The 14,538-nt window shown below is 33.1% G+C and carries 16 protein-coding genes and 5 tRNA genes; all 21 read left to right on the forward strand.

The window, feature by feature from the left end; translation table 11 throughout:
* A partial coding sequence (locus ACFSSE_RS09915) for a hypothetical protein (protein ID WP_379100877.1) occupies positions 1-187 on the forward strand: 187 nt, incomplete at its 5' end.
* 1,125 nt (positions 188-1,312) lie between these two features.
* Positions 1,313-2,062, forward strand: coding sequence for a glycosyltransferase family 2 protein (locus ACFSSE_RS09920; protein ID WP_379041352.1), 750 nt, complete (start codon positions 1,313-1,315; stop codon positions 2,060-2,062).
* A 19-nt stretch (positions 2,063-2,081) separates the two neighbouring features.
* The gene (locus ACFSSE_RS09925) at positions 2,082-3,194 is read left to right on the forward strand and encodes an MraY family glycosyltransferase (RefSeq protein ID WP_379041353.1); all 1,113 of its coding nucleotides are present in this window, start codon (positions 2,082-2,084) and stop codon (positions 3,192-3,194) included.
* Between the two features lie 229 nt (positions 3,195-3,423).
* On the forward strand, positions 3,424-5,265 hold the full coding sequence (locus tag ACFSSE_RS09930) for an alpha/beta hydrolase family protein (RefSeq protein WP_379041354.1): 1,842 nt from the start codon (positions 3,424-3,426) through the stop codon (positions 5,263-5,265).
* Between the two features lie 3 nt (positions 5,266-5,268).
* Positions 5,269-6,939 (forward strand): sensor histidine kinase, encoded by a 1,671-nt coding sequence (locus ACFSSE_RS09935; protein WP_379041355.1) that lies wholly within the window; start codon positions 5,269-5,271, stop codon positions 6,937-6,939.
* 2 nt (positions 6,940-6,941) lie between these two features.
* Entirely contained in the window at positions 6,942-7,631 is a 690-nt protein-coding gene (locus tag ACFSSE_RS09940; protein WP_379041356.1) for a response regulator transcription factor, read from the forward strand.
* Positions 7,632-7,753: 122 nt separating this feature from the next.
* Entirely contained in the window at positions 7,754-7,942 is a 189-nt protein-coding gene (gene rpsU / locus ACFSSE_RS09945; protein WP_200585467.1) for a 30S ribosomal protein S21, read from the forward strand.
* Between the two features lie 77 nt (positions 7,943-8,019).
* Complete coding sequence (locus ACFSSE_RS09950) at positions 8,020-8,898, forward strand: tyrosine-type recombinase/integrase (protein ID WP_379041357.1); 879 nt, start codon at positions 8,020-8,022, stop codon at positions 8,896-8,898.
* 14 nt (positions 8,899-8,912) lie between these two features.
* Positions 8,913-9,251 (forward strand): ribosome hibernation-promoting factor, HPF/YfiA family, encoded by a 339-nt coding sequence (gene hpf / locus ACFSSE_RS09955; RefSeq protein WP_379041358.1) that lies wholly within the window; start codon positions 8,913-8,915, stop codon positions 9,249-9,251.
* A 170-nt stretch (positions 9,252-9,421) separates the two neighbouring features.
* Positions 9,422-9,494, forward strand: a tRNA-Thr gene (locus ACFSSE_RS09960).
* A gap of 33 nt (positions 9,495-9,527) precedes the next feature.
* A tRNA-Tyr gene (locus tag ACFSSE_RS09965) sits at positions 9,528-9,608 on the forward strand.
* A gap of 81 nt (positions 9,609-9,689) precedes the next feature.
* A tRNA-Gly gene (locus tag ACFSSE_RS09970) sits at positions 9,690-9,762 on the forward strand.
* A 112-nt stretch (positions 9,763-9,874) separates the two neighbouring features.
* Positions 9,875-9,946, forward strand: a tRNA-Thr gene (locus ACFSSE_RS09975).
* A 56-nt stretch (positions 9,947-10,002) separates the two neighbouring features.
* Positions 10,003-11,190 (forward strand): elongation factor Tu, encoded by a 1,188-nt coding sequence (tuf, locus tag ACFSSE_RS09980; RefSeq protein WP_379041359.1) that lies wholly within the window; start codon positions 10,003-10,005, stop codon positions 11,188-11,190.
* Positions 11,191-11,298: 108 nt separating this feature from the next.
* Positions 11,299-11,369, forward strand: a tRNA-Trp gene (locus ACFSSE_RS09985).
* A gap of 20 nt (positions 11,370-11,389) precedes the next feature.
* The gene (secE, locus tag ACFSSE_RS09990; RefSeq protein ID WP_379041360.1) at positions 11,390-11,584 is read left to right on the forward strand and encodes a preprotein translocase subunit SecE; all 195 of its coding nucleotides are present in this window, start codon (positions 11,390-11,392) and stop codon (positions 11,582-11,584) included.
* 10 nt (positions 11,585-11,594) lie between these two features.
* Positions 11,595-12,137 (forward strand): transcription termination/antitermination protein NusG, encoded by a 543-nt coding sequence (nusG, locus tag ACFSSE_RS09995; RefSeq protein WP_379041361.1) that lies wholly within the window; start codon positions 11,595-11,597, stop codon positions 12,135-12,137.
* A 137-nt stretch (positions 12,138-12,274) separates the two neighbouring features.
* Entirely contained in the window at positions 12,275-12,718 is a 444-nt protein-coding gene (rplK, locus tag ACFSSE_RS10000) for a 50S ribosomal protein L11 (protein WP_379041362.1), read from the forward strand.
* Between the two features lie 23 nt (positions 12,719-12,741).
* Positions 12,742-13,440: a 50S ribosomal protein L1 gene (rplA, locus tag ACFSSE_RS10005; RefSeq protein WP_379041363.1), complete on the forward strand. Its 699-nt coding sequence runs from the start codon at positions 12,742-12,744 to the stop codon at positions 13,438-13,440.
* Between the two features lie 4 nt (positions 13,441-13,444).
* Complete coding sequence (rplJ, locus tag ACFSSE_RS10010; RefSeq protein WP_379041364.1) at positions 13,445-13,969, forward strand: 50S ribosomal protein L10; 525 nt, start codon at positions 13,445-13,447, stop codon at positions 13,967-13,969.
* A 56-nt stretch (positions 13,970-14,025) separates the two neighbouring features.
* Positions 14,026-14,400 carry a 50S ribosomal protein L7/L12 gene (gene rplL / locus ACFSSE_RS10015; RefSeq protein ID WP_379041365.1) on the forward strand — a complete coding sequence of 125 codons (375 nt, stop codon included), beginning with the start codon at positions 14,026-14,028 and terminating at the stop codon, positions 14,398-14,400.
* The last annotated feature ends 138 nt before the right edge of the window (positions 14,401-14,538 follow it).

Raw genomic sequence — 14,538 nt, forward strand, 5'->3', positions numbered from 1 at the left:
ACTAGCCCTCCGCGGCAATGAGCGGGAAGGTAGTAGTTTAAAGAACAAATCAAAAAAAGTAACAACCGTAAAAAAAGCCAGAAACAATTCACACAGAGACCCTTCGACTCCGCTCAGGGTGACGTGGTGGATGGGGAGGCAGTGCGGGGTAACAGGAGTGCTCTTACTACTAGCAGTATTCTTGTAAGTAATAACCCTCCGTTAACGAAAAATTCCGCCTTGGCGGTTGCGGTAGCGATAAAGAAGTTCTTGCACTTCCATTGTAGCAACTGGCGCAGCGGAGAGTTTTTTTGGTTACTTTTTTTGCGGAAAAAAAAGTTATTAGCCCTCCGCGGCAATGAGCGGGAAGGTAGTAGTTTACAAAAGAATTTCCAATTTAAAGACAACCATAAAAACAAGCCAGAAACAATTAACGCAGAGACCCTTCGACTCCGCTCAGGGTGACGTGGTGGAAGGGGAGGAAGTGCAGGTTAAAAGGAGTGCTCTTACTAAAAGCAGTATTCTCGTAAGTAATAACCCTTCGTTAACGGAAAATTCCGCCTTGGCGGTTGCGGCAGAGAAGAAGAACGACTTGCACTTCCATTGTAGCAACTGGCGCAGCAGAGAGTTTTTTGGTTACTTTTTTTGCGGAAAAAAAAGTTACTAGCCCTCCGCGGCAATGAGCGGGAAGGTAGTAGCTTAAAGAACAAATCAAAAAAAGTAACAACCATAAAAACAAGCCAGAAACAATTAACGCAGAGACCCTTCGACTCCGCTCAGGGTGACGTGGTGGAAGGGGAGGAAGTGCAGGTTAAAAGGAGTGCTCTCACTAAAAGCAGTATTCTTGTAAGTAATAACCCTTCGTTAACGGAAAATTCCGCCTTGGCAGTTGCGGTAGCGATAAAGAAGTTCTTGCACTTGCTTTGTAGCAACTGGCGCAGCGGAGAGTTTTTTGGTTACTTTTTTTGCGGAAAAAATTGTGAAGCACTCTTGAATGCATAAAAATAAAATATGCAAAAAATGAAAAAAGTGACTAGCCCTTCCGCTGGCAATGAGGCGGGAAGATTTTGGTACAGAAGAAAAACCAGATTGCAAAAACAAACAATGCTAAGCTGAAGCGAGATCCTGCTTGGACTTTTTTCAAAGAAAAATCAGATTGCAATAAACTCAAAACGCAGGGTCAGCTGAAGCGAGACCCTGCTTGGACAGAAGGGATGCTATATGAATTTTCCTGAACTTAATGACATTGAGCGAGACCCTGCTTGGACTTAAAATATCCATGCTTAAAAAAATCATTTCCAAATCACCAATATTTTCTTTAAAATTGAATGTTATGCAAATATCTATTATTACTGCTACTTACAATTCTGAAACCCATTTGCAAGAGGCATTAAATTCCTATAAATCGCAAACACTACAAAATAAAGAATTAATAGTAATAGACGGATTAAGTAAAGATAAGACCCTCGAAATATTAAAACAGAACCATCAAATCATCAATAAATCAGTATCTGAAGCAGACAAAGGGATTTATGATGCCCTCAACAAAGGAATAAATTTAGCAGGTGGAGATATCATTGGCATATTACATTCCGACGATTTTTTTGCATATTCTACATTGTTAGCAGACGTTACAGATCTATTCGAAAAAGATCCAAACTTGCAAGCTGTTTATGGCGATTTACAATACGTAGATAGAGATGACCCTAATAAAATCATTAGAAACTGGGTGTCAGGAAAATTTGATAGAAATAATTTTGCAAAAGGCTGGATGCCTCCACACCCCACACTCTTCATAAAAAAAGAATGTTTCCAAAAATTTGGTGTCTATGATTTGACTTATAAATCAGCAGCAGATTACGATTTAATTCTTCGGTTTTTATTTAAGCATAAAATAACTACAAGCTACCTACCTAAGGTATTAGTAAAAATGAGGGTAGGGGGTTTAAGTAATAAATCAATTAAAAACAGAATTAGAGCCAACAGAGAAGATAGGTTAGCTTTGAAAACAAATGGAGTTCCAAATTCTTTATGGGTATCAATACTTAAACCCTTATCTAAAATCACCCAATATTTGAAATAAAAAATTCTAAATTTGTGCTGTGAATGTAGATTATTCTTTTTTAGATATAGAGTGGCTATACTATTTAGTAGTAATAGTTATTTCAATATTAGTTTCTGTATCAGCTATTCCATCAATTATTTTTGTTGCCAGAGAAAGGCATTTATATGATGATTTGCAAAGCCATCGAAAAGAACACGATCATGGAATACCTCGCTTGGGCGGAGTAGCTATTTTTTGTTCATTCACAATTGTTTCCCTGTTATTTGCTAAATACGACGCCGTTCTTCCTACAAATATCCTTCTCACATCTTGTATCATTTTATTTGCAGTAGGTTTAAAAGATGACTTAGCAGGAGCAGGACCAGGAACAAAGTTTGCCATGCAGTTTTTAGTTGGTTCAATACTAGTTTTATTGGGTAATGTCCGTTTAACAAGTTTGTACGGAGTGTTTGATGTTTTTGAAATTCCGCTTTATCTAAGTATTTCTATATCAATACTTCTAATCATGTTTATTGTTAATGCTTTCAATTTAATTGATGGTATAGATGGTCTTGCGGGTACAATAGGTTTAGTAGTAAATTTAACCTTTGCAGTATTATTTATTCACATGGGGCAAATAGAAATGGCTTCTTTAGCGTTTAGTATGGTAGGTGCAATTGTAGGCTTTTTAATTTACAATTACAGCCCAGCAAAAATTTTTATGGGAGATACAGGCAGTCTTTTAATTGGACTGGTATCTGTAGTTTTAGCATTTAAATTTATAGAATTGAATAAATTCACTTCTAACGAAATAAGACCTGTTTTTTATTCTGCCCCAGCAATTGCAGTAGCAATTTTGATTATCCCACTGTTTGATACATTTCGTATTTTCTCCATCAGAATATTAAAAAGACAATCTCCCTTTAGAGCAGATAGAAACCACATTCACCATCGAATTTTAAGACTAGGTTTTTCTCATATCCAAACCACTTTACTACTAGCTTTAACTAATTTACTATTCATATATATAGCGCTTAACTTAAGGAGTTGGGGTAATTTTGTTTTGATATTTATGTTTTTAGCTATTTGCATATTTATAAACTGGATAACTACTATTTGGATAAGAATAAAAGACAGGGGTTTCTTTAAAGTATATTTCTTATATAAATAGAATTTTAAACAGGTTCTTCGATACTTCTATTATCGTAAACCTAATATTTATCACCTTCCACATGTATTTTAAATGTTACTCCTTTTTTTAACCTAAATCATATTAAAACAGTTAATTTGTTTCAGCTAATAATCACTTATATTAAATTTCATTTATTTTAATCGCTACTTAAATAAAAATGTCTCATTTGTATAGAAGCTTTCTTTATTGCTTTTTGTTTTTCATGATAATGGGATGCAATTATAATCCACCAGTAGATCCTGTTGCTGTAGAAACGTTTTTTAAAAATCCTGAGCAATCTATGTATCGTCTTTCTCCTAACGGCAAGTATTTGTCTTTTTTGAAACCTTACAAGGGTTATTTAAATGTTTATGTTAAATGTGTAAATGATAGTTTGGTTACACAGGTAACAGCCTATACAGATAGGTCTGTTAGAACTGCTAATTGGGTAGGTAACGATAAGTTAATTTACCTAAAAGAAAAAGATAGCTTAGATAATTATCCTGCATTTTTAGTGAATAAGGATGGCACTCAAAATATAGCCATACAAACCTCTCCTAACACAAAAGTTAACATAGTAGATCAAGAATTAAGAAATCAAGAGCATATTTTGATAGCATTAAATGAAAGAGATGAAACTTTTTTTGATGTGTATAAGCTAAATATAAATACAGGTAAAAAAGAATTATTGGTAAAAAACCCGGGGAATATAGTTTTATGGTTTACTGATAATGATGGTGAGGTTAATTTAGCAATTGGTAGTGATGGTGTAAATGAAACTTTGTATTTTAGAAACAATGAGTCGGAGAAATTTAAACCTGTGATAAGCAATAATTTTAAAAGCACTTTAAAGCCTTTAGGTTTTACTAAAGATAAAAATCATATTTATGCACTATCTAATTTAAGTAGAGATAAATTAGCATTGGTTGAGTTTGATTGTGCTACAGGGAAAGAAATAAAAGTGATTTATGAAAATAAAGATGCTGATATTTTGGAGGTAGTAAATTCTAAAACCAAAGGTAATTTAGCCTACTTAACCTACGAAATAGATAAAAGAGAAATACATTTTTTAGATGCAAATTATCAAAGCATTTATAATGATATTCACAAAATATTGCCTAATGATGAGGTTATAATTGTTGATAAAGACGCTTCAGAACATCACTTCATTGTTAAAACTTATACAGATAAAAGTCCAGGAGTTTATTACCTATATGCAGTTAAGGATAAAAGTTTAACAAAACTTGCAGATGTAAATTCAGCGATTAATCCTGATAATATGTGTGCAATGAAAGCAGTAAGTTATAAAGCCAGAGATGGTCAAATTATACATGGCTATTTAACATTACCTATTGGAAAGGATGAGAAAAACTTACCATGCATTGTAATGCCTCATCAAGGTCCATCTGCAAGAAATGTTTGGGGTTACACACCAGAAGTACAATATTTAGCCAATAAAGGTTATGCTGTTTTCCAGATGAATTATAGGGGTTCAACAGGTTATGGTAAAAACTTTCAAAACGCTGGTTTTAAGCAATGGGGCAAAAAAGTTCAAGAAGATATTTATGATGGTGTAAAATGGTTAATTAACCAAGACCTAATTAATCCTAAAAAAATAGGAGTATTTGGTTACGGATTTGGGGGTTATTCGGCCTTAAATCAAGTAGTATATTACCCTCAACTTTACAAATGTGCGGCATCATATTCTGGCTATATCAATTTATTTACATACCTTAAAGGTTTCCCGGCATATTATAAGCCTTACAAATTAATGTTAAATGAAATGATTGGAGATCCAGAAAAAGACATAGATTATCTTAAAAGTTCTTCCCCAATTTTTCAAGTTGATAAAATTAAAACCCCTATTTTAATTGCTCAAGGAGGTAAAGATTCAAAGGTAAACGTTACAGAAACTAACCAATTTGTTAAAGAACTTCGTAAAAAACAAATAGCGGTTAATTATATCTTAAACGAGAATGAGACGCAGCTATTTAAGAATCCGGAAAATAAATTCACTTTTTATAGGCAATTGGGAGACTTTTTGGATAAGCAAATCAATCCAGATAAGTAATAAATGAGAGCTAAAAACTTAAGCTATCGTAAAAACTTTATGCTCATCATTTCCTTTATGGTTTTGATTTCAATTTCTCTAATAGTGGTTTTACTGGTAAGTTATAACTTAACTAAAAAAGTAATTGACAATGAGTTTTCTGCCCTTAAGGTTGATGTTTTAGAAAAAACCGTTGCACCGTATAATACCTTTTTTCAAAATAAAATTCCCGAAATATCTTTTTATCAAGGCTTTCTCGACTCGGCCTCAGCTGCAAAATATGCCGATACAGTTCTTAAAAATTATTCATTTGTAGAAAAAATACTTTTTTACGATGCGCAAATAAGTAATCACCCTGTACAAGATGGTTTAAGAACAGGTTACTTTTCTTTAGGTTTAAAAAGTCTTTATCAATATGGCAGAAATATAAATAGTGATTCTACAGTCTTATTTTCAGGAAAAGAACCAGGTTCACTTTCTTTAACTAGTGGAGACGAGTTTAATAAAATTGGTTTAAAAGTAGCCAGCTACATAGAAAATGCAGATACCACTAAAGTATTAAACAACGATGAAATTTTTAAAACATTTTATAACATCGTAAGCAATAAAATCACCTACATGAATGTTCCAAGAAGAGAGGACATAAAAATATACCAACAATTAATGCTTCAAAAGCAAGCACCATCTCCATACTACGAGCAAGATGTTTTCTCTTTTGAGCTTAACCCCTATCAATTAAGCATAAAAAATACACATCCAGAATTGTATCAGACAATTACAATTAGGCCCTTGTCTTTTGAATCTATTTTAGAAAAACCAAATTTAATAACCACAGAAATTGCACTGCCTTGGGCATTTTCTGATTATAAATTGTATTTAACCAGCGATAGATCTTATTTAGATAAGGAAGTGAGACAAAGATTCTTACCCATAGCATTAGGCGTTTTTGCTGTTTACATTATTTTGGGCGTTATCGTTTTTTTGTTCAACAGAAATCTTGCAGTTAACCAAAAACTTTTTAGGTTACAATATGATTTCATTAATAATTTTACACACGAATTTAAAACACCTGTTGCAGTCATTAAAATAGCAGGTAATAATATTTTAAATGCTACAGATTTAGATGATAAAGATAGGAAGCGCTATGGGAAGATATTAGATGAAGAAGCTGATAAACTGAACGATTTAATGAATAAGTTGCTTTCATTTACCCAAATTGAAACCAAGTCAATTAAAGTAAACTACCAAGAAATAAACCTCGAAATCTTTTCACAAAATATAATTGATGCATTTCAGCTTAAATACCCTGATTATGAAATTGAATTAAATATAGTTAATCTTCAAACATTTTTAACCGACCCAGTATTATTAAGTAGTATTTTTTATAATTTAATAGAAAATGCTTATAAATATGCCAACACTGGAAATAAGCATTTAAAGATATCTATCTATAAATTTAAAAAAACAATAGTTTTTTCTTTTAGAGATAAAGGAATTGGTATTGAAGCTTCCGAACTAAATAATATCTTTAAGAAATTTTACAGAATACAAAACAGATATAACCAACAAGGAAGTGTTGGTTTAGGTTTGGCTTTCTGTAAAGAACTAGTTAACTTTATGAATGGTGATATTACTGCAAAAAGCAAACCCAATAAAGGATCCGTTTTCGATGTTTTTTTACCTCTTAATAAATAATCATGCAAAAAGAAATTAAAATAGCTATTATAGAAGATGATGAAAATCTAAGGTTTTTAGTAAATCATCGATTACAAAAAGAGGGCTATAAAATTATTGAAACTGGTGATGGTAATCAGGCAGTAGAACTAATTCTTACAGAATTACCAGATATTGTTTTGTTAGATTGGATGCTCCCAGGTAAAGAAGGTTCAGAAATTTGCACCACTTTACGCTCTAAAGGATTTGAAAACATCATTATCATGATGTCTGCTAAATCTCAAGACGTTGATAAAATTGACGCTTTTCATTTTGGGGTGTCAGATTATGTAAGCAAACCGTTTAATATGGATGTTTTAGTGGCCATGTTAGATAGTAAAGTTAAGTATGTAGTTCACGGAAAAGAAGAGAACAATAAATTTGGAGACATGGAGCACCATCCAAATACCCACTCGCTTCTAAGAAACAATAAGAAAATAGAGCTCACCATATTAGAAAATAGGATATTGTTATATTTCTTAAATAATAGAAACAAAGTAATTAGCAGAGACGATTTGATGATGGAAGTATGGGGTTACAATTCTGATGTGAATACCAGAACTTTAGATATGCACATTGTTAGATTAAGAAAAAAAATAGAAGCTAACCCAGATAGACCCGATTATTTACAAACAGTTAGGGGAGTTGGTTATAGGTTTAATGAAGAATTATAAATTGAATATTTTGTAAGCTCTTGAAAATTAACTTGGTATTTAATTTTAATTGTTATTTTATTTTTCTACATTTGCAGCCCCAACAGAATTTTAAAAGGGGATAGAAAGGTGGTATTTAATAAATGATTATTATCAATGTAAAAGATGGCGAATCAATTGACAGAGCATTAAAACGCTTTAAAAAGAAATTCGAGAAAACTGGTGTTTTAAGAGAACTTCGCAGTCGTCAAGCTTACGAAAAAAAATCTGTAGCTAGAAGAATGGAAGTAAAACACGCAATTTACGTTCAAGGAATGAACCAAGAAGCTTAATCTTTTTAGCTTAAATTTCTTACTATATATAAACTATTTGTATATTCACTTTTATAGGGGATAAGCAAATAGTTTTTATGGTTTTAGAGGGTTTTTTAAAATATCTACAATACGAGAAAAGATACTCGAGCCATACAATAACTGCCTATAAAACAGATATTTCTCAATATCAGGAATTTTTAGAAAAATCAGAATTACAGTTTCAAGAAGCAAATCATAAAGATATCAGGCTTTGGGTAGTTTCTTTAATGGATAACCATTTAGATGCAAAATCTGTAAATAGAAAAATTTCTAGCATCAGATCTTTCTACAAATTTTCACTTAAAGAGGGTTTAATAACAGAAAACCCAGTTTTAAAAGTTTTAAGTCCTAAAGTTTCCAAAAAACTACCTGTATTTATTAGTGATGATAAAATAAATTATCTTTTAGATGAAGTAGATTTTACGAATGATTTTTCTGGAATAAGAGATAAACTAATAATAGAATTACTGTTTGCCACAGGAATAAGGTTAAGTGAACTTTTAAATTTAAAGTGTAACGACGTTTTTTTAGCCGAAAAAACAATAAAGGTTTTGGGAAAGCGGAATAAAGAGCGTATAATCCCTTTAAACAACACTGTGTTACACTTGTTTAGTGATTATCTTAAACTTAGGGAAACCCAACAACTATGCGTTGATGATGGCGTTTTGTTTCTAACAGACAAAGGAGAAAAAGCTTATCCAAAATTAATTTATAGAGTTGTTCAAAAATATTTAAGTTTTATTTCAACACAATCAAAAAAAAGTCCCCATATTTTACGACATTCATTTGCTACAAGTCTTCTTAATAAGGGAGCCGATATTAACGCAATTAAAGATTTATTAGGACATGCAAATTTAGCTGCAACACAGGTATATACGCATAACTCTATAGAAAGATTAAAATCAATTTATAAACAAGCACATCCAAAAGCTTAAAAAAAGGAGGAAAAATGAAAATTGGGATTCAATCTATCCATTTCGATGCTGATCAGAAGTTATTAGCATTTATTCAAAAAAAAGTTGATAAACTAGACCTGTTTTATGATCAAATTATAGGCGGAGAGGTTTATTTGAAACTAGACAATGTTGCAGATGATGCAAATAAGGTTTCGGAAATAAAAATCATGATTCCTGGGAGTACTTTATTTGCAAAAGAAACTTGTAAATCTTTTGAAGAAGCCACAGATTTAGCAATTGAGTCTTTAAGAAAGCAAATTACTAAGCATAAAGACAAAATAAAGTCTCATGAGAGTAATCATAAAGAAATAGTAAATCAAATAGATATTTGATAAGATATTGGCTACTAAGCTAATTCATTTTAAAAATCAATGTTCTTTAAAAAACATTGATTTTTTTTTCAAAAAAATTTTGTTCGGATATTAATTTTTGTATTTTTGCAGTCCCTTAAGCAATCGACTTGTACGGGGATAAAGAAAAAGTTCTTTAAAATATTAAAAAAGCCTCCTTAGCTCAGCTGGTAGAGCAACTGACTTGTAATCAGTAGGTCATTGGTTCGATCCCGATAGGAGGCTCTTTTTTTTAGATTTAATGATCTAAAAAAAGATGGGGGGATTCCAGAGCGGTCAAATGGGACGGACTGTAAATCCGTTACTTCGGTTTCGAAGGTTCGAATCCTTCTCCCCCCACTGAATAATGATTGAAGGGCTGAGATTTTTAATGATTGAATTTATTCTCTCATTCATTATTCTCTCATTCAACATTAAATTGCGAAAGTAGCTCAGTTGGTAGAGCGATAGCCTTCCAAGCTATAGGTCGCGAGTTCGAACCTCGTCTTTCGCTCTTTGAGTTCATTGGTAAGCTGAGTTTATTGATGAGAAAAAGTTCAACTTAGTTCAATAGTTATATAACTAATGAGCTATTTTTATTGTTTTGAACTTAGTGAAAAAGATAAGCCGAAGTAGCTCAGCGGTAGAGCACTTCCTTGGTAAGGAAGAGGTCGTGGGTTCAAGTCCCATCTTTGGCTCACAAAAAATATTGAAGATTAAAAATAAAAATTAACCTACTAATAAGTATAAAATCATGGCAAAAGAAAAATTTGACCGTAGTAAACCACACTTAAACATCGGTACAATCGGTCACGTTGACCACGGTAAAACTACGTTAACTGCAGCTATTACAAAAGTATTGGCAGATGCAGGTTTCTCTGAAGCTCGTTCATTTGATTCAATTGACTCGGCTCCAGAAGAAAAAGAAAGAGGTATCACTATTAACACAGCACACGTAGAATATTCTACGGCTAACCGTCACTATGCTCACGTAGATTGTCCAGGTCACGCGGATTACGTTAAGAACATGGTAACAGGTGCTGCACAAATGGATGGTGCAATCATCGTTGTTGCTTCTACTGATGGTCCTATGCCACAAACTCGCGAGCACATTTTATTAGCTCGTCAGGTAGGTGTTCCTTCATTAGTTGTATTCATGAATAAAGTGGATATGGTTGATGATCCAGAATTATTAGAATTAGTTGAAATGGAAATTCGTGAATTATTATCATTCTACAATTTCCCTGGTGATGATATTCCAGTAATCCAAGGTTCTGCTTTAGGTGGATTAAATGGTGATGCTAAATGGGTTGGAAAAATTTTAGAATTAATGGAAGCAGTAGATAACTACATTCCAATTCCTCCACGTTTGACTGATCTTCCTTTCTTAATGCCAGTTGAAGATGTTTTCTCTATTACAGGTCGTGGTACAGTTGCTACAGGTCGTATTGAGAGAGGAATTATCAACTCTGGAGAAGGTGTTGATATCTTAGGTATGGGAGCTGAGAACTTAAAATCTACAGTAACTGGAGTTGAGATGTTCCGTAAAATTTTAGATAGAGGTGAAGCAGGTGATAACGTAGGTTTATTGTTACGTGGTATTGAGAAAACTGATATCCGTCGTGGTATGGTTATCTGTAAACCAGGTTCAGTAACTCCTCACACAGATTTCAAAGCTGAGGTTTACGTATTATCAAAAGCAGAAGGTGGACGTCACACTCCATTCTTTAACAAATACCGTCCACAATTCTATTTCAGAACTACAGATGTAACTGGAGAAATTACGTTACAAGAAGGTGTTGAAATGGTTATGCCAGGTGATAACGTAACAATCAATGTAGTATTGATTAATGCTATTGCAATGGAAAAAGGCTTACGTTTTGCTATCCGTGAAGGTGGAAGAACAGTAGGTGCTGGTCAGGTAACTGAAATCGTTAAATAATTAAAACTCCTTTAATTAGGGTTTTTTAAATAAAAAAGTACTTAGGAGATACTTCCTAAGTACTTTTTATCTAATAACAAATTTATAGCTCGAAAGAGGTATATACACACGGGAATAGTTCAACGGTAGAATAGAGGTCTCCAAAACCTTTGATCAGGGTTCGAATCCTTGTTCCCGTGCTAACGCAAAAAAAATAAGCATGGCTGGTTTTGCAGAATACGTAAAAGAATCATATATAGAGTTAACTCAAAAAGTTACTTGGCCTACTTGGAGCGAATTACAAAATAGTGCTGTAATCACCCTAGTAGCATCTTTAATCATTGCTTTAATCATTTTAGCAATGGATGAGTCAGCAGGTAATTTATTAAAGTTAATGTATAAATCATTTGCATAAGATATAGGGCATGAGCGATCAATTGAAATGGTATGTTGTAAGAGCGGTAAGTGGGAAAGAAAAGAAAGTTAAGCAATATATAGATGCAGAGATAAGCCGTTTAGGTCTTACGCATTTAGTTCCGCAGGTGTTAATACCTATGGAAAAATATTACCAAATGCGTGATGGTAAAAAAATCGCAAAAGAAAGAAATTACTACCCTGGTTATGTTTTAATTGAAACTGCATTGAACGCAGAATTAGAACAAATTATTAAAGCCATAAATAGTGTTATAGGTTTTTTAGGAGACAAAGCAGGTAATGCTGTGCCTTTGAGACCGGCTGAAGTAAACAGAATTTTAGGTAAGGTTGATGAAATGGCCGAACAAGGCGAAACCATGAATGTGCCTTATTATGTTGGAGAAAACATCAAAGTTATGGATGGTCCTTTCAATGGATTCTCTGGTGTTATTGAAGAAGTTAACGAGGAAAAGAAAAAACTAAAAGTAATGGTTAAGATATTTGGACGTAAAACCCCATTAGAACTTAACTATATGCAAGTTGAAAAAGAATAATTATAAAGTATTGCGTATAGCGTAATGAGTATAGCGGTTAATCGCAATACTCTATACCTACATCTCAATACTAACAAAATCTTAAATGTTACAAATGCTTCCACATTATTAACGTTGAGAAATAAATAAATAAACAAATGGCAAAAGAAGTCAGTGCGTTAATCAAATTACAAATCAAAGGAGGAGCTGCAAACCCATCTCCACCTGTTGGTCCTGCATTAGGAGCAAAAGGTGTGAATATTATGGAGTTTTGTAAACAATTTAATGCTCGTACCCAAGATAAACCAGGCAAAGTACTTCCTGTTGTAATCACTGTTTATGCAGACAAATCTTTCGAATTTATCATTAAAAATCCACCAGTAGCTATTCAATTATTGGAAGTTACAAACTTAAAAAGTGGATCAGCAGAATCTAACCGTAAAAAAGTAGCTAAAGTTACTTGGGAACAGGTAGAAGTAATTGCAAAAGATAAAATGTCTGATTTAAATGCATTTACAATGGAATCAGCAATGAAAATGGTTGCTGGAACTGCCCGTAGTATGGGTATCAATGTTACAGGAGATGCACCCTGGACTAATTAATTAACAAAAATAAGTAAAAGACAGTGGCAAGATTAACAAAAAATCAAAAAACGGCACTTTCCAAACTTGAAGCTGGTAAAGCCTATTCTTTAAAAGATGCGGCAGCCTTGGTGAAAGACATTACTACTACTAAATTTGACGCATCAGTTGATATTGATGTTCGTTTAGGTGTTGATCCGCGTAAAGCGAATCAAATGGTACGTGGTATTGCAACTTTACCACATGGTACTGGTAAAACAGTTCGTGTTTTAGCTTTAGTAACTCCTGATAAAGAGGAAGAAGCAAAAGCAGCAGGAGCTGATTTTGTAGGTTTGGATGAGTATATAGCTAAGATTGAGAGTGGCTGGACGGATGTTGACATTATTATTACTACACCTAGCTGTATGGCTAAAGTTGGTAAATTAGGTCGTATCTTGGGTCCTCGTAATTTGATGCCTAACCCTAAATCAGGAACTGTAACCATGAATGTGGGACAAGCAGTTACAGATGTAAAGGGTGGTAAAATCGACTTTAAAGTTGATAAAACAGGTATCATTCACTGCTCAATAGGTAAAGTATCTTTCCCTTCTGATAAGATTTATGAAAATGCTTTGGAGGTTCTTCAAATCATTTCTAAATTAAAACCATCAGCTGCAAAAGGAACATATTTTAAGAGTATTAATATCTCTTCTACAATGTCTCCAGGAATAAATATTGAAACTAAATCAGTAGCGGGAATTTAATATTATGAGAAGAGAAGAAAAACACGAAGTTGTTTCTGCTTTAGTCGATAGAATGAAAGAATCAGGTAATTTTTATATTACTGATACTTCAAGCTTATCGGTTGCTAAAATCAATAATATTCGCCGTAAATGTTTCGAGAACGAAATCGGAATGCAAGTAGTGAAAAATACACTTATCAGAAAAGCTTTAGAGCAATTAGATGGTGATGTTTCTCCATTATTTGAAGTCCTTAAAGGTTCTTCATCTGTAATGTTTTCAACTAATGCTAATGCTCCGGCTAAGCTAATAAAAGAGTTGAGAAAAGGAAAAGCAGAGAAACCAGTATTAAAAGCAGCTTATGTAGATTCAGCTGTTTTCATTGGCGATAACCAATTAGACGCATTAGTTAATCTTAAATCAAGAGAAGAACTTGTTGGCGAAATCATTGGATTATTACAATCTCCAGCTAAAAATGTTATTTCAGCATTACAGTCTGGCGGAAACAAATTGGCAGGTATTGTCAAAACTTTACAAGAAAGAGAAGGTTAATTCAAACACCTTAAGTTTGGAAGTAAATTATTGTAAAAAAATTAAAATTAAATATAATGGCGGATTTAAAATCGTTTGCTGAACAATTAGTAAACTTAACTGTTAAAGAAGTTAATGAGTTAGCTCAAATCTTAAAAGACGAGTATGGTATCGAGCCAGCTGCTGCTGCAGTTGCTGTTGCTGCTGGTCCTGCTGCTGCTGCTGAAGTAGCTGAAGAAAAAACATCTTTTGATGTAATCTTAAAAGAAGCTGGTGGTCAGAAATTAGCTGTTGTAAAATTAGTTAAAGACTTAACAGGTCTTGGATTAAAAGAAGCAAAAGATTTAGTTGATGGTGCACCAAAAGAATTAAAAGCTGGTGTTGCTAAAGACGAAGCTGAGGCTCTTAAGAAACAACTTGAAGAAGTTGGAGCTGTTGTTGAGATCAAGTAATTTACTACCTCAATAAAAAAATAGCCATAAACTCCATCTGCCAAAAGGCGGACGGAGTTTACGGCTTTTGGTGTATATCACCAAAATTGTGCTGAACAAAGGTTCAGTTTTTAATCGAATTCTCGGTTTAACTAAAAT

The sequence above is a fragment of the Pedobacter alpinus genome, from assembly GCF_042684645.1.
Taxonomy (GTDB): domain Bacteria; phylum Bacteroidota; class Bacteroidia; order Sphingobacteriales; family Sphingobacteriaceae; genus Pseudopedobacter; species Pseudopedobacter alpinus.